Here is a 21,088-nt window from a genome sequence, read left to right as displayed (position 1 = left end):
TGTCCGCCTCACATCCTCACATCCACGTACGTTTCCGCTTTCAGCCGATCCAGGTACCGCCTTATGCTCAACTGCTGCCCCAGTTGGTCGCGGATCTCATCCTTTACATCCTCGTACCGCACGTCGCCGGCCGGCCGGCGTTCGGTCACCTTCACCACCGCGTACTTGGTGCGCCCCTGCGCGCCCTGGAGCGGGAAGGGATCGAGCACGGTACCCGCGGGCGCATCGCCGATGGCCTGCGCGTACGCCGGCGGAAGCTTGGTGATCGGTATGTCGTTCGCTTCCTTCTGCTCGGACTGATCCTGGTGAGCCTGCTGCAGCGAATCGAACGGCGCGCCCGCGCGCGCCGCCTTTGCCACTGCCTCGGCGACGATTCGCGCGCTGTCGACTTCGGCGGGTGTGATCTCGGGCGCGATGAGAATGTGCCGGGCCTGCACCTCGCCCGGTTGGGTCCGCTGCACCTGGATGATGTGGTAGCCGAACTGGGTCTCCACCGGATCGCTGATCACGCCGGGCTTGAGCACAAAGGCCACCCGCTCGAATTGGGGCAGCATGACGCCCCGGCGGAACCAGTTGAGCGAGCCTCCCTGCTCGCGCGACGCCGAATCGTCGGAGAAGCGCTTCGCGGCGAGGGCGAAGTCGCCGCCCTTGCGCAAGGCGATGGCGATCGAGTCGGCGAGCTCGTAGGCGCGCTGTTTCGCCTCGAGCGACGGCGTCGGCGCCACTACGATCTGGCTGAAAGAGATGGTCGCGGGTCGCTTGGCGAGGTTGTCCTTCTGCGCCGCGAAGTACTCCTTCATCTCCTCCTCGTTCGGCACCACGGACTTGAGCTTGCCCTCGCCGCGGAGCTTCTCGATCAGCCGGTTCTGATAGGCGGCGCGGCGCTGCTGGTCGCCGAGCCAGCGGCGATACTCGTCCGGCGTCTCGAAGCCCGCCTTCTTGAGCTCGGCCGCGTATTCGGCTTCGCTGCTGAAGTTGCTCCGGACCTTTTTGATTTGCTGCTCGACGCCCTCATTGATCTCCTGGTCGGTCACCTTGATCGTGGTATCGCGCTGCGCCTCCTGCACCAGCAACTGCTCGTCCACGATGCTCTGCACCACCTGCCGGCGCAGCGAGTCGAGCGCCGATTGCGTCTGCGGCAGCGTGAGACCCTGGGACTGGCGCGAGAAAATCTCCTCGTCCACCTGCGACTCGAGGACTGGATGCGTCCCCACGACGGCGAGCACCCGATCCACCACGAACGAAGTGTCGCGGAGGACGGTGGGCCCGGTGGCGGTGTCGGCGCCTGGTGCGACGGCCTCCGCTGCGGGCGGGGGCGCCGTGGCACCCGGCGCAGCGCCGCCCGGCGCAGCGCCGCCAGGCAACTGCGTCGGCGTGAGCAGGGTATCGGTGAAGACCGGAGCGGTGGTGGGCGGCGGTTGGATGGTGTCGGCCGGGGCCTGCGCCCGCGCCACCGAGGCGGCGCAGGCGCAGAGACCGGCGAGGACGATTGTTCTTGTACGCATGATCGAAAAGTAGCCTGCCCGCACGGCGCCGTTACTTCGCGCCGTGCGCCTTGCCCGAGTCGGCATCCGCGCCGGAGGGCTGCTCGGGCACCGGCGCCGGACCCGGAGCCGGCTGGAATGCGCCGGGCGGCTTGGTGCCCGCCTTGGCCGCAGCCGAATCGGCGCGGGCCTGGGTCGCTTCCGCAAGCTGCACCGCGTGCGCAATGCCCTTCTCGTTGATCGAGTAGTGCGTGTTCTCGCGCAACACGCTGCCGAGCGCCACCGGCATCGGGCGGAGCCGCGCCTCACCGGAGACGAGGCGGTCGAAGAACCGGTCGACCTTGTCGCCGGCGGCCTTGGCCGCGCCCGTGTCGCCGGGCGCGACGGCGAGGTCGCCGCCGAGACTGTCGAGCGTCGCGTTGTACTTACCGTAGATCTCCCGCCACTCTTGGCCCGTCGGCTGGACGTGCGCCGAGTCCGCCTGGCGCAACAGCAGCAGGTTGAGCGAGAGCACCCGCGCGAACTTGCTGAGCATGGTGTCGTTGGCCGCCCTGAGCTGCACCGAGTACTGGGGCGGCAGCACCTGCAGCCACTTCACGTACTCGCCGACCGAGAGACCGCCGCCGGTGAACGAAGAGAGCTGCTGGGTCGAGCTGCGGGACGCCTGCACGTGCTCGAGCGCCGCCTTCATGTCGGCCGGCGCGCTCTTCGCCACTTCGAGCTTATTGGCGGCCGCGAGGTTCTCCATGTACGAAGAATCGGCCGAGGCGCCGGCGCTCCGGCCGAGCCACGCTGCGAGCCGATCGCGGACGTCGCGCTCCGCCGGCCGCTTGATGATGTGCAGACCGAACTGCGTCTCGACCACGCTGCTCACCGCGCCGGGCGCGAGCTTCCAGCCCGCGCTGTCGAACGCGGGCACGAACGAGCCGCGCGGACTCGGCGGGAGGAAGCCGTGGTCTGCCTTGCTGCCCGGGTCGCCCGAGAGCTCCGAGGCGAGCTCACCGAAATCCGCGCCGCGCTTGATCTTTGCGAGTGTGGCATCGGCCTGCTTGCGGGCGGCGGCCTTGACGTCGGGCTTGGCACCCGCAGGAACGGTGAACAGGATGTGCTGAAAGACGCGGATCTGGTCGCCGCCGTACACGCTGTCGATGGCCGCCGCATCGGGCTGGGGTCGCCGCGCCACCAGCGAGTCGTGCCAGTGATTCGTCTTGAGCTCGGCCATCTCGGGCCAGAGCGCGCGCGCCGCGGAGGCGGAGTCTTTCGGCAGCTTGCCGGCCGTGGCCGCCTCCGCGAACAGCGTGTAGTCCACCCACAGGTTGGTGACGAAGTTGGCCGCGTCGGTGCTCGCGTGGACGCCCGGACGGCTGGTCAAGAGCTTGGCCAGTCGGTCGGCGGAGAGTGTGGCGCCGCCGGCCTCGGCGGCGGTATTGGCGTGCGCGGTGAACGCATCGCGGAAGCGGTTGCACCCGGCAAGGCCCACAGCGGTGAGACCGGCCATCGATGCGAGAACGAAACGACGCATGCACACTCCAGATCGTGAGATTGACCGTGTGAACATCACTGCAACACCGCGCGCAGCGCGCGCACGAGCGCCGGAATCATCGGCTCGCCGCCCAAGCGGAGGAGCCGGAGCGAGAGCGGCACCGTGCGCCGCACTTCCGCCGAGAGCTGCACGTCGTCGAGCGCGGCGGTGAGCCCGGCGAGCCGGGGCTGCGTGCCCGCCCGGAACGTGAGCCGCGCCTCGTCGCCGCGCACGAGCACGTGCTGGAGGCCCAGCTCCGCTCCGGTGACGCGCATCCGCGCCATGTCGAGCAGCGTCTCCGCCTCCGGCGGGAGGGGTCCGAACCGTTCCCGCATTTCGGCGCGAAGCCCATCAATGTCGCCGGACGTGACACTCCGCGCCAGTCGGCGGTAGAGGTCGAGCTTCACGTCGTCGTCGGGCACGTAGCCGTCCGGCAGGTGGGCCGGGCGGTCGAGCACGACGTCGGGCGGCGCGGGCACCTCGGCGCCGCCCTGGCCCTTGAGCGCGGCGACCGTTTCCTCCAGCCAGCGGAGATACAAATCGAAGCCCACCGCCTGCGCGTGTCCCGACTGCTCGCTGCCCAGGAGGTTGCCCGCCCCGCGGAGCTCCAGGTCCTTGAGCGCGATCCGATACCCGGCGCCGAGATCGGTATGATGCTCGAGCACCTTCAGGCGTTCCTCGGCATCGGCATCGATGCTGTCGGGGACGAGCAGGTAGCAGTACGCCCGCCGGTGGCTCCGGCCCACCCGGCCGCGGAGCTGGTAGAGCTGCGCCAGCCCGAAGCGGTGGGCGTCGTGCACCACCATCGTGTTGGCGTTGGGCACGTCGAGCCCCGATTCCACGATCATGGTGGAAACGAGGATATCGACCTCCCCCGCCACGAATCGGCGCATCACGTCCTCCAGCTCGTCGGCGGCCATCTGGCCGTGCGCCACGCCCACCCGCGCGCGCGGTGCGAGCGCCTGCACCCGCGCGGCGATCGTGGCGATCGTCTCGATCCGGTTGTGCACCACGAACACCTGGCCCCCGCGGTCCAGCTCGCGGGCGAACGCCTCCTCGAGCAGCGCGTCGTCCCACGGCTCCACGAAGGTGAGGATGGCGGAACGGTCGCGCGGTGGCGTTTCGATGAGCGTGAGATCGCGAAGCCCGGCGAGCGAGAGATGCAGCGTGCGCGGAATCGGGGTCGCGGTGAGGGTGAGCACGTCGACCTCGAGCCGAAGCGCCTTGAGTCGCTCCTTGTGCCGCACGCCGAAGCGGTGCTCCTCGTCCACGACCAGCAGGCCGAGGTCCTTGAAGATGACGTCCTTGGAGAGGAGCCGGTGGGTGCCGATCACGATGTCGATCTCGCCCGACGCGAGCCGGTCGAGCACCTGCCGCTGCTCCTTGGCCGTGCGGAAGCGGGAGAGCACCTCGATCTTCACCGGATAATCGGCGAGTCGTTCGAGGAAGGTGCGCCCGTGCTGCTCGGCCAGGATCGTGGTCGGCACCAGCACGGCCACCTGCTTGCCGCCCTGCACCGCCTTGAACGCCGCGCGCACGGCGATTTCGGTCTTGCCGTAGCCCACGTCGCCCACGAGCAGGCGGTCCATGGGACGCGGCTGCTCCATGTCGTGCTTCACTTCGTCGGTGGCCTTGCGCTGGTCGGGCGTGTCCTCGTAAAGGAAGCTCGACTCGAGCTCGCGCTGCCAGCGAGAATCGGGCGGCGAGGCATAGCCGCCGGTCACCGAGCGGCGCGCATACAGATCGAGCAGCTCGGCGGCCATGTTGCGGATGGCGTTCCGGGTGCGGTCGCGCACCCGCTGCCACGACGTGCCGCCGAGTCGGTGCAGCCGAGGCGGCGCGCCGTCGCCGTTGCCGCTCACGTCGCGGTAGCGCTCGAGCTGGTCGAGCCGGTAGAGGGGCACGTTGAGCCGGTCGCCGCCCTCGTATTCGACCACGGCCACTTCCATCGTGCTCTCGCCCACGGTGATCGTCTCGATGCCGCGGTAGACGCCGATGCCGTGGTCCAGGTGCACCACGTAGTCGCCCAGCGTGAGCGTGCCGGTGGTGGTGGAGGGCGCCGCCTGGCGGTAGCGGCGGGTGCGGCGGAGGCGGCGCGCGCGGCGGAAGATCTGATGGTCGGTGAGCACGCGGAGCGACGGCATGACGAACCCGCCATCGAGCGCACCGATGGCGAACGTGGCCGACGACGGCCGCCGCCCGCCCTCTTCCAGCAGCTCCTCCAGCCGCTCGAGCTGGCCTTCGTTGTCGCAGAGCACGAGCGTCGGCGGCGACCCGCTGAGCAGCGCGCGCAGCCGGTTGAGATCGCGGTCCACCCGCTCGGGCGGGAAGAAGCCGAACTGCGAGTCCGCGGGCTCTTCGCGCAGGAGCAGCCGCGCGAATCCCTCGAGACAGCGGCGCCACCCGGCCGGCTCGGCGAAGATATCGGCGCGGCTCGGCACGTCTTCGCCGAGCTTCCGGGCCACCTCGAGGTGGTGCTCGGCTTCGCGCCACGCGCGGTTCACCTCGTCGGCATCGGGGCCGGTGGCTTCCTCGACGACGAGGGTATCGGCGGGTAGCAGCTCGAGCAGCGTCCGCCTGACCGCCCGCCCGTCCGTCCGCCGCACCGCCTCGCTCGTAATCGGGAGCACCGTCACCTGGTCCAGCTCCTCGAGCGAGCGCTGGCTCGTGAGGTCGAACGCGCGGAGCGACGAGATTTCGTCGCCCCAGAACTCGAGCCGCGCCGCGCCCGCCATGCCGAACCCGTACACGTCCACGATGCCGCCGCGGACGCTGAACTCCGCGACCTCGGTGACGGTGGGCACGCGGCGGTAGCCCATCCCCTCGAGCGCGTCGATGAGCCCGCCGAGCGGGTGCCGCGCGCCGCGCGCGAGGGTGAGCCGGCTCTGCTCCAGCGCAGCGGGCACCAGCGTGCGCTCGGCCGTGGCGCGCGCGGTCGTCACCAGGATGCGGAGCCGGCCGCTCAGGAGCGCTTCGACCGTCTCCGCGCGCTCGCCCGCGATCTCGTAGTGCGGCTCGTCCTCGCCCAGCGCCTCGCGCTGGGGGTAGAGCGCCACCGCTTCGTCGGTGAGCAACGTCAGATCGCTGAGCCAGCGCTCCGCTTCACCCGGCGATGGCGCCACGACCACGAAAAGCCGCTGCGGCAGCTCGCGCGCGAGCCACGCCGCGAGCACGGCTCCGCTCGAGCCGGGAAGTCCGCCCAGGCGAAGTGCCGCTCCGCGCGCCGGAAGGCGCGTGGGAAGGTCGCGCGCGGCGGGGGCGCGGCCGAAGGCGTCGAGGATGAGGTCGAGACTCATACGGTAAGGCGCGCCCCCGCGCGCGCGGCGGGTGCGGCTGCGCGCTGGCCGGCGTGCCCACCTCCGCCGCTCTCGGCACGCCCGCGCGCCACGGTGCTCGCGAGCAGCACCTCGAGCAGTCCGAGCGCGAGCGCGGTCCAGAGGAGCGGGCCGCGGAGGTCGCCGCGCGCGGAGGAGGCGAACACCTGGTCGGCGACGCGCGCGGGCGGCATCACCCGCGCACCGGGCCAGAGCGCGCGGACCTGCGCGTCGCCCGCGGGTGCGAGGAGCGATTCACGGCTGTCGACGTTCGCCGAGATGGCGCCCACCGTATCGTCGCCGGCCATGAGGAAATAGGCGCCGGGGTCTTCCGGGCGAAACGTCGCGCCGCCCTCCACCCGCCAGCGCCGCCCGTCGCGTCGCACCTCGGTCACCCGGTCGGGCAAGGGGGCTGGGTCGCCCGGCGCGGTCTCGATCAATGCGGCTTCGCCGCGCGCGGCGCGGTTCACCAGGAAATCGACGAACGGCATGAACGCCGCCGCGAGCGGCAGCTCGGTCCACTCGGGCTCGAGCCGGCTTCCGATGAGCACGACGTCCGCGCCGCGCACGATCCACGGCTCGCGGCCGACGCGCGCCACCACGCCCCCGTGCGCGCCGCCCTCCGGTTCGAGCCGGTGCCGCATGAGGACTCGCGCACCCGGCTGCCCGGCCAGGCTGTCGCTCGTGCCGGCCTCCCGGGTGATGGCGCCGAACCGCCAGCCGACGCCGCGGCGCGCGAGCGCGCGATTGAGCGCGCCGATCGCCGCCGGGTCGGCCGGCGGCTCGACGATGGACGGCCCCGGCCCGAGCGTACCCAGCGTCACGCCCTTGCCGCGTGCGACGCGGTGGTTGGCCGCGAGCACCTCGGCGGCGGCGGCGAGATAGTGGTCGGCCGCAGTCCATTCCACCCGTGCGGGCGGCGCCACCCGCACCACGCCCACGCGGCGGTCGTCGAGGCGGAGCTCGTCGGGATCGAGCTCGGCCGAGAGAATCCACCATCCGCCCGGCGCGGCGGGAACGTCGATCGTGGTACTCCCCCCGACGCTCGCGAGCGCCTGCCGGCCCGCGCGCGTACCGAGCCGCACGGTGAGCGGCACCGCCGCGCCCGAGTCACCGGCGAGCGAGACGACCGCGTGCCCGCCGTCCACCGACCACGGCTGTGTGCCCGCGGCGAGCGCGCGCACGCCGACGTTCCGCACCGGCGCGTCACTCGGCCGGCCTACGAGGAGCGGCGCGTGCAGCTCAGCCCGTGACACCGCGCTCGCCTGCATGTCCGAGAGCAGCACGATCTGCTCCGGCCGCGATTGCGCGGCCAGTATTCCGTCCGCCGTAGCGAGCGCCGCGCCCAGATCCATGCGTCGCGGCGACGGTTCGAGCCGCCGCACCAGCTCGCCGAGCGCGGGTGCGCCGCCCGGCCGCGGCACGCCGTCCGCCGTGAGGAGCCAGAGCGCGTCATCCGGCGTGGCGCGCGCCAGTACGCCTTGCGCGGCAGCCTTGAGTCCCGTGAGCCGCGGCGTGCCGTCCACCACCGCCGCACTGCTCGCGCTATTGTCGACCACGAGGACGAGCGCGCTCGGCCCGTGGCCCGGCACGCCGCGGGTGGCCACCGTCGGCCCGGCGGCGGCGAGCACGATGACCGCGATGAGCAGCGTGCGCACGGCGAGCAGCAGCCAGTTCTGCAGCTTGAGCCGCCGCTGGTGCTGCTGGGTGACGGTGATGAGATAGCGGACCGCCGGGAACGGAACCGTGGGCGGTTCGCGGCGTTGCAGGAGATGCAGCAGAACCGGGACGCCCGCCGCCGCGAGCCCCGCCAGCATCCAGGGATGCAGAAATCCGATCATGCCGAGCGCATGCCGCCGATCACATCCTCACAAGCCCGTTGGTCACGCCGGCTGCGCCGCGATTCGGCGGAGCACCGTGCCGAACGGCGTGTCGGTGCGCACCGCGTGGTACGCGATACCGTGGCGCCGGCAGGCGAGGCGCCACTCGGCGATGACGCCCGCGACGGTCTCGCGATACACAGCGGCCCAGTCGCGGGGACGGAGCACGACCGCGGCCCGCGTCTCCGGATCTTCGAACCGCGCTTCGGCCGGACCCGAAAGCGTCACCTCGGCCGGGTCCATCACGTGGAGCACGATGACCCGGTGGCCGCGGTGGCGGAGAAAGCGCAGCGCCTTGAGCGCGAGCGCGCGGTCGAGCAGCAGGTCGGAGACGAAGACCACGAGCCCCCGGCGCCTGAGCTGCTCCACCACGCGCCGGAGCGCGGGCTCGGCCGCCGTGCCCCCGCCTGCGTCGAGCGCCGAGAGCGTCGCCAGCAACTGGCGCCAGTGCGCGAGGCGCGCGCGTGGCGGCGTGATGGACCGCACCGCCTCGTCGAAGACAATGAGCCCGGTCGCGTCGCGCTGGCGGAGGAGCACCAGCGTGAGCGCGGCGATGAGCCGCTGGGCATAGGCGAGCTTGGGCAGCGTCGCGGCGGCGTCGCCGGTCCAGGCCATGGAGCGGCTCGCGTCACAGACGACCATCGCGCGCAGGTTGGTCTCTTCCTCGAACTGCTTCACGTAGAGCCGATCGCTCCGGCCGAGCACCTTCCAGTCGACGTAGCGCAGTTCGTCGCCCGGTTGGTACATCCGATGCTCGGCGAATTCGACCGAAAACCCGCGGCGCGGTGAGCGGTGCAGCCCGGCGAGAAAGCCTTCGACGACTCCGTCGGCCACGAGCTCCAGGCCGCCAAGGCGTGCTGCTTCGAGCGGATCGAGGAGATCCAGGCGCGCGTGCCCGGAAATGGTATCGAACCCAGTCATGCAGGCCGCAACGTATCCGCGCGTCACGGGCGAGTCAACGCGCGCCCGGGGCGAGCCAATGCGCGCCGCGCTATCTTTTCGGCGATGCCATTCCGAAAGCCTCGCAGGGGACACCGATCCTCGCCCCCGCAGGAGCGCCGGCGCGCACACCGGCCTGCCCATCTGCGTGCGCAACTGCTCGCGCGCGGCGTTGCCGTGCTCGCGCTCGGCGCGGCTCTCGTGGCGCCGCTCGCCGCGCAGACCGCGCCGTCCGTCACCAGCGCCGCCGGCACGATCACCCCGGCCGACGTGCAGCATCGCATCGGCATCATCGCCGACGACTCGATGCTCGGCCGGGACACACCGAGTCGCGGGCTCGATGAGACCGCCGCGTGGGTGGCCGGCGAGTTCCGCCGGTTCGGCCTCGCGCCCGGTGGCGACCGCGGCACGTTCTTCCAGCGCTACTCCATCACGCGGCGCCGCTTCGAGCCCGCGCGCTCGGCGCTCACGTTCCGCGCGGGTGGGCACGAGGCGCGGCTAGCGTTCACCGCGGACGCGCGCCTCGTGCAGGGGGACGCCCGGGCGGAGCCGCTCACGGGTGGCGTGCTGCTCGTGGGCGGCCGGCTCACGGCTGATGCGGTGGCGCGGGCGTCGGTGCGCGGGCGGATCGTGCTCGTGGTGCCGAACGCGGCGAGCGCTGCGGCGGCCACGCCCGCGGGCGCAGAGGATGCAATCCGCGCGCTCTATCTCGCGGGCCCGCGCGCGATCGTGCTCCTGAGCGTGCTCGACCCCACTGCGTTCGCCGTCCGGCTTCCGAGTCAGGCGAGCGAACGGACGACCGTCGATCTGGGGCTTCCGCGCCCGGTAGTCGTCGAGGCGCGGGAAGATGCGGCGGCCCCCGCGCTTTCGGCGGTCGGGGTTCATCCCGCGGCGCTCCGCGCGGCCACCACCGCGGTCGTGCGAGACCTGCCGGCGCTCACCGCACGGCTCGACCTCGCCGAGACGATCCTCTCGAGCCGCATGGCGCCCAACACGATCGGCGTGCTCGAGGGCACCGACCCGGTGCTCAAGCACCAGTACGTGCTTTTCTCCGCCCACATGGATCACATCGGCATCACGCCGGGCCAGCCGGACAGCATCAACAACGGTGCGGACGACGATGCGTCGGGCACGGTGGGCGTGGTCGAGCTGGCCGAGGCGATGAGCCGCCGGGGCGCGCGGCCCCGGCGGTCCACGGTCTTTCTCACGGTGAGCGGGGAGGAGAAGGGCCTCTGGGGCAGTCGCTACTTCAGCGAGCACCCCACGGTGCCGCTCGACAGCGTGGTGGCCGATCTCAACATGGACATGATCGGCCGCAACTGGGCGGACACCATCGTGGCGATCGGCAAGGAGCATTCGGATCTGGGCGCCACGCTCGAGCGGGTGAACGCCGCGCACCCCGAGCTCCGCATGCACGCCATCGACGACCGCTGGCCGGCCGAGCGCTTCTACTTCCGCTCCGACCACTACAACTTCGCCCGCAAGGGCGTTCCGATCCTCTTCTTCTTCAATGGGGTCCACGAGGACTACCATCGGGTGACGGACTCGGTGGACAAGATCAACGCGGAGAAGGAGAGTCGGATTCTGAAACTGGTCTACTACCTGGGGCAGGAAATAGGAAACGGGGCGGAAAGGCCGAAGTGGAGAGAGCAGAGTTATAAGGAGATCGTGGAGAAGGCGGCAACGGGAGCAGAGTAGGCAGTCTCTATCGCCCTTACCGCCTTCCTACTTACCTTCTCTCCCTACCCCATTCGCCCACTGCCCATGCCTGACTCCCTTGCCGCCTTCGACGCGTTCCGCACCCGGATGAATGATGCCATCCTGAGCGGCGGCAACCTCACGATCCAGCGCTTCTTCGCACTCGACAACCGAGCCTACGAGCCCGGTGCTCTCGGTGCGAAGATAAAAGAAATGCTCGGGCTCGTGGCCTCGCTGGTGATGCGCTGCGACGACTGTGTCACCTACCACATCGTGCGGTGCGCGAAGGAGGGTATGACGGACGATGAGTTTCAGGAGGTGTTTGCGGTGGGGCTGGTCGTGGGCGGGAGCATCGTCATCCCGCACCTCCGCCGCGCGGTAGCGCGACTCGCGGAAGTGAGAGCAATACCCCCGCGATGATGAGCACCGCGCCCGCCCACTGCAGCGGCACCGGGCGCTCCCCCAGGAGCACCCACGCGGCGGCCACCGCCACGAGCGGCGTCACACAGAGGTAGATCGCGGTCCGGTTGCTGCCGATCCGCTGCACGCTCGCGTTCCAGATGAGGTACGCGAGCACCAGCGAGACCAGCGACGCGTACCCCAGCGCCGCCCATGCGCCGGCCGGCACGGGCCCCCAATGCATGCGCACGAGGTCAGGCACACCGGCGAGCACCAGCCCGGGCATGCCGGTGATCGTGGTGAAGGTGGTGACCTCGAGCGCCGTGATGGACTTGGGCAGCCGGCGCACCGCTACGGTGAAGCCGGCCCAGCACGCGGCGGCCGTCACGGTCAGGAGGTCGCCCTCGAGCGTCCGGCGGTCGAACGCGACGCCGCGCGCCGCGATCACCAGCGCCACACCGAGCGTGGCGCTCAGCACCCCCGCCACCATCCCCGCCGACGGCCGCTCGACGCCGAGGATCACCCCAAGCAGCACGACGAGCGTGGGGACCGAGGCGAGGATGAGCGCGCTGTTGGACGCCGTCGTGTGCGCGAGCCCCTCCATGAAGGCGAGCTGGTACGCCGTGTTGCCGATGAGCCCCAGCAGCACGAGCTGACGCCCGGCCCCGGCCGGCATGGCGAGCCGGCCGGTACGTCGCCAGAGCACGAAGCCGAGCGCCGCGCTCGCCGCCGCAAACCGGAGCGCCGAGAACGCGAGCACCGGGATCGCGGCGAACGCGACCTTCATGATGCTGAAGTTGAAGCCCCAAATGAGGCAGACAAGCAGCATGGCCGCGGACGCGCGCGCGTCGCCGCCGGCGGTCGGGCGATCAGGCGGTCGGGTGGCCAGCCCGTCAGGCGAACTGGCGGTGATCGGCTCGCTCATCGATGTCCCCGGTTGACCGCCACGAACATAGCACGCGCCGTTGCCGTCCGCCCGTCGCCCCGTCCGGCCGTCCGGCCGACCGCCCGCCCTTATATTCCCCGCATGCCGTCCCGCATCCGCAATTTCTGTATCGTCGCCCACATTGATCACGGCAAGTCGACCCTCGCGGACCGCCTGATCGAGGCGACCAACACGGTCGAGCGCCGGCTCATGCGCGAGCAACTCCTCGACACCATGGACTTGGAGCGCGAGCGCGGCATCACGATCAAGCTGAATGCCGTGCGCATGACCTACACGGCGCGCGACGGGCAGGAGTACGAGCTCAACCTGATCGACACGCCGGGCCACGTGGACTTCACCTACGAGGTCTCCCGCTCACTCAACGCCTGCGAGGGCGCGCTTCTCGTGGTCGATGCCTCGCAGGGCATCCAGGCGCAGACGCTGTCGAATCTTTTTCTGGCGCTCGATGCCGGCCTCGAGATCATCCCGGTGCTCAACAAAATCGACCTTCCGGGGGCCGAGCCTGAGCGGCGTGCCCGCGAAATCATGGACCTGATCGGCGCCAAACGCGAAGAGATCCTCGCCGTCTCGGCCAAGGAGGGCACCGGCGTGCCCGAGCTGCTCGAGGCGATCGTCGCGCGCATCCCGCCGCCCCGCGGCCGCGACGATGCGCCGCTCCGGGCGCTCATCTTCGACTCGTACTACGACCGCTACCGCGGTGCCATCCCCAGCATCCGTGTGGTGGACGGCGCGCTGTACGCCGGAATGGAGATCGCCTTCGGTGCGCACCCCGATGACGTGCACCACGTGGACGAAGTCGGCTACCTCCAGCTCGGCCAGCGGCCCACTGAGCGGCTCGAGGCGGGCGAGGTGGGCTACGTCGTCGCCAGCCTCCGCAACGTGCGCGACGCTCGCGTGGGCGACACCATCCTCGACGCCAACAATCGCGCCGCCGAGCTGCTCCCCGGCTACCGCGACGTCAAATCGATGGTCTTTGCCGGCCTCTACCCCACCGACTCCGAGCAGTACGAGCCGCTCCGCGACGCGCTCGAGCGGCTCGCGCTCAACGACGCAAGCCTGCACTACGAGCCCGAGTCGTCCACCGCCTTGGGCTTCGGCTTCCGCTGCGGCTTTCTCGGGCTCCTGCACATGGAGATCGTGCAGGAGCGGCTGGAGCGCGAGTTCAACCTCGACCTCATCACCACGGTGCCGACGGTGGAGTACCACGTCTACCGCACCGACGGCGCGATGATGCTCCTGGAAAATCCGACCAACCTCCCCGACCCCGCCTCGATCGAGCGGATCGAGGAGCCGTACGTAAGGGCGCGCATCATGGCCCCCGCCGAGTACATCGGCGGCATCATGAAGCTGGGCCAGGACCGGCGCGGCGTGTACGGCGGCATGCACTACATTGACCCGGCGCGCGTCGAGTTCGACTTCGAGTTTCCCCTGGGCGAGATCGTGCTCGACTTCTACGACCGCCTGAAGTCACTCTCCCGCGGCTACGCCTCGCTCGATTACGAGATGTCCGGGTTCCGCGAGTCGGATCTCGTCAAGCTCGACATGCTGATCAACGGCGATCAGATTGATGCCTTCAGCGTCATCATCCACCGCGACAAGGCCTACGAGTACGGGCGCAAGGTGGCGGAGAAGCTCAAGGAGCTGATCCCCCGCCAGCTCTACCAGGTGGCCATCCAGGCCGCCATCGGCCAGAAGATCATCGCCCGCGAGACGGTGAGCGCTTTCCGCAAGGACGTGCTCGCCAAGTGCTACGGCGGCGACGTCACCCGGAAGCGGAAGCTCCTCGAGAAGCAGAAGGAGGGGAAGAAGCGGATGAAGCAGATCGGCGCCGTGGAGATTCCCCAGGAAGCGTTTCTGGCCGTCCTCCAGGTTGAGTGATGCGCTACGTCCTCGGCATCGACATCGGGGGCACCAATCTCGTCGCCGGCGCCGTCGCCGAGGACGGCTCCGAGCTGCGCAACTTCCGGAGCGAGCCCACCCGCGCGGAGGAGGGCGCGGATGCGGTGCTCAAGCGGCTCGTCGCGATCGGGCGCCAGACGATCGAGGCGACGCGCGCCGAGGTGCCCGGCGCCAGCTTCATCGGCGCGGGCATCGGCGCGCCCGGCCCGCTCGACACCCGGCGCGGGGTCGTCCTACTCACTCCGAACCTGGGCTGGGTGAATCTCCCCCTTCGCCAGCGCATGCAGGAGGGCCTCGGCCTTCCCGCCGCCATCGACAACGATGCCAACTGCGCCGCCCTCGGCGAGTGGTGGCGCGGGGCCGCCCGCGGCGCGCAGCAGGCCATCGGCATCACGATCGGCACCGGCATCGGCGGCGGGATCATCGTGGATGGCCGGCTGCATCACGGCGCCTCCGACTGCGCGGGCGAAATCGGCCACACGACGATCGAAGCCAACGGCCGCCGCTGCAAGTGCGGCAACTATGGCTGCCTCGAGGCGTACGCCTCGGGCCCGGCCATCGCGCGCCGCGCGGTCGAGGCCGTTGAGGCGGGCGCCCCGAGCCGGCTGCCCGACTACGTCGACGGCAATCTGGACCTCGTCACCGCGCAGACCGTCTATCAGGCGGCGCACGACGGCGACGAGCTGGCCGAAGAGGTCGTGAGCGACACCGCGAAGTTCCTCGGCGCCGGCATCGCGAATCTGGTGAACGTCTTCAACCCGGAGATCGTGGTGGTCTTCGGCGGCGTCACCTACGCGGGCGATCACCTGTTCGTGCCGCTCAGGCGCGAGGTCGCGCGGCGCGCGTTCAGGCCGGCCGTCGCGGTGTGCCGCATCGTGCCGGCCGAGCTCACCGAGACCGCGGGCGTGTACGGCGCGGCGCGCTCGTTTCTCGATCAGGCCGTCTCGCCCGCGCGCCGGGCGAGCGACCAGTTTCCCGTTGCCTAGGGTCGGCGTGATCGGGTCCCTGGTCTGGGACCGGATCCACGGCCGCGACCCCGCCGCGCCTCCGGCCGAGGAGTGGGGCGGCATCGCGTACGCGCTGGGCGGATTCGACGCGGCGCTCCCGCCCGGGTGGGAGCTGGTGCCGCTCATCAAGGTGGGGCGCGACCTGAGCGCGGAGGCGGCGGCCTTCATGCGCACCCTGACCCGGCTCGCGCCCGGCGCCCGCTGCGTCGAGGTGCCGGCGCCCAACAACCGCGTCGAGCTGCACTATCAGGATCGCGACCGCCGCTGCGAGCGGATGAGCGGCGGCGTTCCCGGGTGGACGTGGCCGGAGCTGGGCCCCATGGTTCGGGACCTCGACGCGCTCTACGTGAATTTCATCTCGGGGTTCGAGCTCTCGCTCGGCACCGCGCAGGCACTCCGCCACGGCTTTGCCGGTCCCATCTACGCCGACCTGCACAGCCTCTTCCTCGGCATGCACCAGGACGGCATCCGCGTGCTCCGCCCGCTGCCCGACGCGCCGTCCTGGTTCGGCTGCTTCGACGTGGTGCAGATGAACGAGGACGAAATGCGCCAAACGTCGTCTGATCCGATGCAGTTGAGCGCCGACGTGCTCGGGGCGGGCGTGCGGCTCCTGGTGGTGACGCTCGGCAGCCGTGGCGCGGCGTACGTAATGGGCGAGCAAACGGGCCGGCCAATGGGGCCACGCACTCATGACGCGGGCCCGGTGCGAACCGCCGTGATCGCAGCCCCACAGGTCGACGCGCTGGACGTTACCGGCTGCGGCGACGTCTTCGGCGCGGTGCTCTGCTCGCGGCTCTTGGCCGGCGACGGCACCGAAGCCGCGCTGCGCGAGGCGAACCGGCTCGCGGCCCGCAATGCAGGTCTGCGCGGCGCCGGTGGCCTCGCGCGCCACCTCCGTGGCGAGCTGGTGACCGTGTGACCCGCGTCGTCGAGGTCCCCGCCCACTTCGACGACCGCAGCTTCGACCAGTTCGCCGGCGCCGTCGGCGCGTGGCCGCCGGGCGCGCGACTCCTGCTCGATGCGCGCGGCGCCCAATGGGCCTCACCGTACGGGCTCCTCGGCATCCTCACGGCCGGCCAGGCGCTCCGCGAGAGCAAGCAGGAGCGGCCGCTCCTCACCGTGCCCGCGAGCGACGAGGTGCGGAGCTACTGGGCGCGCACCGGTTTCTTCCAGCACGCGGCCGACCTGTTCGAGATCCATGGCAAGGTGCCGCGCCCGCGCGCGCAGGGGCCGTCGGACGTGCTGCTCGACGTCACACCGGTGCGCGGGTCGGAAGACATCCACCAGATCGTCGGCAAGATTCAGGAGGGTGCGAGCCGGATCCTGCAGAGCGAGCTCGGCCTCGAGGCCAAGGCGACGATGGGCTTCGCCATGGCGCTTTCCGAAAGCTGCCAGAATATTGTGGAACACGCCGGCACCAGCGGCTGGGTGGCGGTGCAGGCATACACATTCAGGCGGCGGCTCGGGCGGCGTGTGGTCGTGATTGCGGTGAGCGATGCGGGCGTGGGCTTTCGCCGCACCCTCGAGAGCGTGCAGGCCAAGCGCTTCGGCGACCGCTGGGGCGATGCCGCGGCGCTCGAGGCCGCGCTCATTCAGGGCGCCAGCCGCTTCCGCGATCCGGGCCGAGGCCAGGGCCTCGCGGGCATCACTCGCTATCTTGCTCGCTGGAACGGCAAGATCGGCATCCGGAGCGGCACCGCGCGCCTCTCCATCGTGCCCCCGTGGGACGAGGACGTGCCGTTGCACGAGCATCTTCCCTTCTTTCCCGGAGCCCAGGTCCAGGTGATCATTCCCGCGCAGCAGGCCGAAGGCGAATGAGCACACCGATGAACGCCGGCGCATGATCCAGACGATCTGCTTGCATCACCTCCTGCAGGAGGCGGTGGCGACTCCGTACCGGAATCTCGTCACCCGCCCCACCGGTGCCGCGGTGCGCAGCCGGATCGAGGCGGCGATCGCGAATTCGGGCTGCGAAACCGCGGTGCTCGACTTCTCGGGCGTCGACCTGCTCGACTTCAGTTGCGCCGACGAGATCGTGGCCAAGCTGCTGCTCGCCGCGGCGCTGCCCGTGGGCGAGCTCGCGGGGCCCGTGCTCGTGCTGGGCGGCGTGCGCGAGGAACAGCGCGAAGCGCTGGATCACGTGCTCCGGCACCATCGGCTCGCGGTGGCGGCGCGCATCCACGGCACCGGCGCCGCTGATTTGCTTGGATGGGTGACGATGGACGCGCGCGCGGCGTTCGCGGCGCTGCGCGCCGATTGCGAGCGCGACGACGATGGCGACGCGCCCGGCGCCTGCGATGCGCTCGAATTGGCCGCGCGGCTCGAGTGGCCGGCGCCGCGCACCGACGCCGCGCTCGCCGAGCTGTTGGACCTCCGGCTCGCCTGCCGCGACGGCGACCGCTTCCAATCGATCTCTCTCCCGCCCGCGTGAGCGCCGCCGCGTGAGCCGCCGTCCCGGCCTCTCGACCACCGCGGTCCACGGTGCGCCGCATCGCCGCGCCGACTGGTCGCCGGTGGCGCCGCCCGTCTTCCAGAGCAGCACCTTCGTGAACCCCGTCGGCTCGTCGGCCGACATCATCTACAGCCGGTACGGCAACAACCCGGCGCAGGTGGCGCTCGCCAAGAAGTACGCGCTGCTCGAGGGGAGTGAGGACGCGATCTTCACTTCGAGCGGAATGGGTGCGACGGCGCTCGCGCACCTCGCCGTGCTCCGTCCGGGCGATCATCTGGTGTCGAGCCGCTGGATCTACGGCGGCACCCAGGCGCTCTTCGACCACGAGTTTGGGCGCCTCGGCATTTCGGTGAGTTACGTGAGTCCCGATCAGCCGCGCCAGTGGCGCAAGTCGCTCCGCAAGGAGACCCGCGCCTTCTTCGTCGAAACGCCGACCAATCCGCTGATGCGCGTGGTCGATTTACGTCCCATCGCCAAGGTGGCGCGCGGCGAAGGACTCGCGCTTCTGGTGGACGCGACGTTCGCGAGCCCGTTCAACTACCGCCCCATCGAGCATGGCGCGGACGTGGCGATCACGAGCGCCACCAAGTATCTCAACGGCCACAGCGACGTGATCGCCGGCGCCGTCGCGGCGTCGAGCCAGATCGTGGAGGAGATCAATCGCCTGATGCGCATGTGGGGCCAGGCGATTGACCCGCACGCGGTCTGGCTGGTGGACCGCGGCCTTCGAACGCTCGCGGTGCGCATGCAGCGCCACAACGCCAACGGCCTCGCCGTGGCGACGTGGGCCGAGCAGCAACCGTGGATCGCGCGGGTGCACTACCCGGGGCTCGAGTCGCACCCCGATCATGCGGCGGCGAAGGAGATTCTCGATGGGTTCGGCGGCATGGTTGGGCTGGAGCTCGCGGGCGGTGCGGCGGCGGCCGAGCGATTCCTGAATCGGCTCAAGCTGGTGATCCACGCGCCGAGCCTGGCCGGCGTGGAGAGCCTCGTCTCCGAGCCGCGGCTCACATCGCACGTCTCGCTCACGCCGGAGCAGCGCGCGGGGCTCGGCATTCCGGACGGATTCTTACGGTTGAGCTGCGGAATCGAGGACGCGGAGGACATCATCGCGGATCTGGAGCAGGCGGGCGGCAGCCACTGACGTCGGGCTCGCCCACCGTTGTATGTTCCGGCCGTGATCCGCTTCCAACACGTCGTCAAAACCTTCCCCAACGGCGCGCTCGCCCTGAAGGACGTTACTTTCCACGTCGCCAAGGGCGAATTCGTCTTCCTGACGGGCCACAGCGGCGCCGGCAAGTCCACCATCATGCGCCTGCTCTTCGCCGAGCAACGCCCCACCCAGGGCGAAGTCCGGGTGTCGAACTTCTCCGTCGCCAGCATGCGCGCCTCCGACATCGCCAAGCTCCGCCGCCGGCTCGGCGTCGTGTTCCAGGATTTTCGCCTGCTCGACGACCGCACCGCCGCCGAAAACGTCGCCTTTGCGCTCGAGGTGACCGGCGCCCGGCGCGACACCATCCCCGCCCGCGTCATGCGCGTGCTGACGCAGGTGGGCCTCGCCGCCAAGTCGCGCGCCTACCCGCGCGAGCTGTCCGGCGGCGAGCAGCAGCGCGTGGCCATCGCGCGCGCGCTGGTGAACGATCCGTCCATACTTCTCGCCGACGAGCCCACCGGCAACCTCGACGAGCGCGCCACCCGCGGCGTCTTCCAGATACTGCGCGAGATCAACGCCGGCGGCACCGTCATCGTCATGGCCACTCACAACCTCGACCTCGTGCGCCAGACCAACTACCGCACGATCGAGCTGCGCGAGGGCGCCATCGTGTACGACAGCGCCGAGGACGCGGCCGGCGCGGTGGAGCTCGCGTGAGGCTGCTCTTCCGCGAGGCGCTCCTGTCATTCCGCCGGGCCCCGCTCCTCTCCGGGCTCTCGGTCACCACCATCGCCTTCGCGCTCTTCACGGTGGGCCTCTTCGTGCTGGTGACGCTCAACCTTCGCCAGGCGCTGCACGGGCTGGAGGAACGGGTCGAGATCGTCGCCTTCGTGCTGCGCGGCACGCCGCCCGAGACGATCACCGTCGCCTCGCAGGACATCGCCGCCTTTCCCGAAGTGGCCGACGTGCAGTACGTGAGCGAGGACCAGGCGCTGGGCCGCGCGCGGAAGGAGCTGGTCGAGTTCCGCGACGCCTACCGCGACCTCCAGGTGAACCCGCTCCCCGCCTCGCTCGAGGTGCGGCTCAAGGACGGTCACCGCGACGCGAGGAGCGTGGCCACCGTCGCCCAGCGGTTGCGCGGGTTCAAGTTCGTGGACGACGTGCGCTACGGGCGCGACTGGGTCGAGCGGCTCGATCGCCTCCGCAACGTCACCGGCGCCGTGGGCCTCATGATCGGGCTCGCCTTTGCCGCGGTCGCCGTCGTGATCATCGGCGTCACCATCCGGCTCACGGTCCTCCAGCGCGCGCGCGAGATCTCGATCATGCGCCTCGTCGGCGCCACCAACGGCTTCATCCGCGGCCCCTTCCTGCTCGAGGGCGCATTCAAGGGGCTCCTGGGCGGCGTCCTCTCCCTCGTCCTCTGCTACGCGGGTTACCTGCTGTTCCGGGACAGCAACATCGCATCGCTCACGGGACTGGTGTTCTTTCGACCAGACCAGATGGGGTTGCTTGTGGTGTTCGGTGTGATCCTCGGTCTCGGCGGAAGCTCGGTGAGCGTGGGCCGCCATCTGCGGAATGTGTAGCGGAGGCGGTCGGGCGGTCGGGCGGTCGGGCGGTCAACTTCTCGGGCTGGACGCGCCGCGCTTGCGCAGCGTGCTGCGGCTCGCGGGCGCGGTGCTCGCCGGAATGCTGCTGACCGCCGGACCGCCCGACCGCCTGTCCGCCCAATCGCGCGACCTCGAAGCCAGCCGCCGCCGCCTCGAAGAGATCCGTGCGGAGCGCGACCGCCTGCAGCAGCAGCGGGTCGACCTCGAGGGACAGGTGCACGATGTGAACGACGAGCTCACCAACATCGAGCGGCAGAAAGAGAGCACCGAGCGGATCGTGAACGAGATCGAGCGGCAGATCGGCGGACTCGCCGGCGAGCTGGATCACGCGACCGCCGAGCTGATCCTGGCGCAGGACAACCTGGCCGAGCGGCGCGCGGTGCTCGACCGGCGGCTGGTGGACATCTACAAGCGCGGCGCGCTCTACACCTTTCAGGTGCTGCTCACCGCCGAATCGTTCGGCGACCTCCTCACCCGTTACAAGTATCTCTTTCTCACCAGCCGGCAGGATCGCGCGCTGGTGCAGGAAGTCGAGCACCTGCAGGCGCAGGTCGCGGCCGAGCGGGACGACATCCTGCATGTGCGCGGCGAGCTGGATCGCCGGCGCCAGGAGCGCGAGGCGGAATTCGAGCGCTACGGTCGGCTCGCGGATGAGCGGGAGCAGCGGCTCCGCGTGCTCAAGCGGAGCGCGCGCAACACCGACCGCAAGCTCACGGCGCTGGAGCGCGATGAGGAACGGATGACCGGCATCATCGCCGCGCTCGAGAAAGCCCGTAAAGAGGCAGAGG

The 21,088-nt window shown here is 70.6% G+C and carries 17 protein-coding genes; 11 read left to right on the top strand and 6 right to left on the bottom strand.

Annotation, left to right across the window (positions count from 1 at the left end):
* Positions 1–8 precede the first annotated feature (8 nt).
* From VFW66_14095 to VFW66_14075, 5 genes are read right to left on the bottom strand one after another with little or no spacing between them, the layout of a single operon-like run.
* The gene (locus VFW66_14095; GenBank protein ID HEX5387830.1) at positions 9–1,505 is read right to left on the bottom strand and encodes a peptidylprolyl isomerase; all 1,497 of its coding nucleotides are present in this window, start codon (positions 1,503–1,505) and stop codon (positions 9–11) included.
* A gap of 31 nt (positions 1,506–1,536) precedes the next feature.
* Positions 1,537–3,006 (bottom strand): peptidylprolyl isomerase, encoded by a 1,470-nt coding sequence (locus tag VFW66_14090; GenBank protein HEX5387829.1) that lies wholly within the window; start codon positions 3,004–3,006, stop codon positions 1,537–1,539.
* 35 nt (positions 3,007–3,041) lie between these two features.
* Complete coding sequence (mfd, locus tag VFW66_14085; GenBank protein ID HEX5387828.1) at positions 3,042–6,302, bottom strand: transcription-repair coupling factor; 3,261 nt, start codon at positions 6,300–6,302, stop codon at positions 3,042–3,044.
* The gene (locus VFW66_14080; GenBank protein ID HEX5387827.1) at positions 6,299–8,161 is read right to left on the bottom strand and encodes a BatA and WFA domain-containing protein; all 1,863 of its coding nucleotides are present in this window, start codon (positions 8,159–8,161) and stop codon (positions 6,299–6,301) included. The genes mfd and VFW66_14080 overlap by 4 nt, the downstream gene beginning before the upstream one ends.
* 42 nt (positions 8,162–8,203) lie before the next feature.
* Positions 8,204–9,121 (bottom strand): DUF58 domain-containing protein, encoded by a 918-nt coding sequence (locus VFW66_14075; GenBank protein HEX5387826.1) that lies wholly within the window; start codon positions 9,119–9,121, stop codon positions 8,204–8,206.
* 84 nt (positions 9,122–9,205) lie between these two features.
* Here VFW66_14075 and VFW66_14070 point away from each other — a divergent pair, with 84 nt between their 5' ends.
* Both VFW66_14070 and VFW66_14065 read left to right on the top strand, forming a co-directional pair.
* On the top strand, positions 9,206–10,837 hold the full coding sequence (locus VFW66_14070) for a M28 family peptidase (protein HEX5387825.1): 1,632 nt from the start codon (positions 9,206–9,208) through the stop codon (positions 10,835–10,837).
* 66 nt (positions 10,838–10,903) lie between these two features.
* Positions 10,904–11,257 carry a carboxymuconolactone decarboxylase family protein gene (locus VFW66_14065; GenBank protein HEX5387824.1) on the top strand — a complete coding sequence of 118 codons (354 nt, stop codon included), beginning with the start codon at positions 10,904–10,906 and terminating at the stop codon, positions 11,255–11,257.
* On the opposite strand, the gene VFW66_14060 is transcribed toward VFW66_14065, so the two are convergent.
* Entirely contained in the window at positions 11,193–12,161 is a 969-nt protein-coding gene (locus VFW66_14060) for a DMT family transporter (GenBank protein ID HEX5387823.1), read from the bottom strand. The genes VFW66_14065 and VFW66_14060 overlap by 65 nt on opposite strands.
* A gap of 102 nt (positions 12,162–12,263) precedes the next feature.
* Here VFW66_14060 and lepA point away from each other — a divergent pair, with 102 nt between their 5' ends.
* From lepA to VFW66_14015, 9 genes are all read left to right on the top strand, one after another.
* Positions 12,264–14,060 carry a translation elongation factor 4 gene (gene lepA / locus VFW66_14055; GenBank protein HEX5387822.1) on the top strand — a complete coding sequence of 599 codons (1,797 nt, stop codon included), beginning with the start codon at positions 12,264–12,266 and terminating at the stop codon, positions 14,058–14,060.
* Complete coding sequence (locus VFW66_14050; GenBank protein HEX5387821.1) at positions 14,060–15,067, top strand: ROK family protein; 1,008 nt, start codon at positions 14,060–14,062, stop codon at positions 15,065–15,067. Before lepA ends, VFW66_14050 begins: the two co-directional genes overlap by 1 nt.
* Before the next feature lie 7 nt (positions 15,068–15,074).
* Entirely contained in the window at positions 15,075–16,007 is a 933-nt protein-coding gene (locus VFW66_14045) for a carbohydrate kinase family protein (protein ID HEX5387820.1), read from the top strand.
* Positions 16,004–16,906, top strand: coding sequence for an ATP-binding protein (locus tag VFW66_14040; GenBank protein HEX5387819.1), 903 nt, complete (start codon positions 16,004–16,006; stop codon positions 16,904–16,906). Before VFW66_14045 ends, VFW66_14040 begins: the two co-directional genes overlap by 4 nt.
* Before the next feature lie 22 nt (positions 16,907–16,928).
* Positions 16,929–17,519 carry a hypothetical protein gene (locus VFW66_14035; protein HEX5387818.1) on the top strand — a complete coding sequence of 197 codons (591 nt, stop codon included), beginning with the start codon at positions 16,929–16,931 and terminating at the stop codon, positions 17,517–17,519.
* Positions 17,520–17,529: 10 nt separating this feature from the next.
* Positions 17,530–18,684 (top strand): aminotransferase class I/II-fold pyridoxal phosphate-dependent enzyme, encoded by a 1,155-nt coding sequence (locus VFW66_14030; GenBank protein HEX5387817.1) that lies wholly within the window; start codon positions 17,530–17,532, stop codon positions 18,682–18,684.
* A gap of 33 nt (positions 18,685–18,717) precedes the next feature.
* Positions 18,718–19,410 (top strand): cell division ATP-binding protein FtsE, encoded by a 693-nt coding sequence (gene ftsE, locus VFW66_14025; protein ID HEX5387816.1) that lies wholly within the window; start codon positions 18,718–18,720, stop codon positions 19,408–19,410.
* Entirely contained in the window at positions 19,407–20,276 is an 870-nt protein-coding gene (locus VFW66_14020; protein ID HEX5387815.1) for a permease-like cell division protein FtsX, read from the top strand. Before ftsE ends, VFW66_14020 begins: the two co-directional genes overlap by 4 nt.
* 70 nt (positions 20,277–20,346) lie before the next feature.
* Positions 20,347–21,088 (top strand): hypothetical protein (locus VFW66_14015; protein HEX5387814.1); only part of this gene is annotated, 742 nt, incomplete at its 3' end.

The sequence above is a fragment of the Gemmatimonadales bacterium genome, assembly GCA_036279355.1.
GTDB lineage: Bacteria > Gemmatimonadota > Gemmatimonadetes > Gemmatimonadales > GWC2-71-9 > DASQPE01.
The sequence above is the reverse complement of the archived record's forward strand: the minus strand, read 5'-3'. Positions and strand labels throughout refer to the sequence as shown.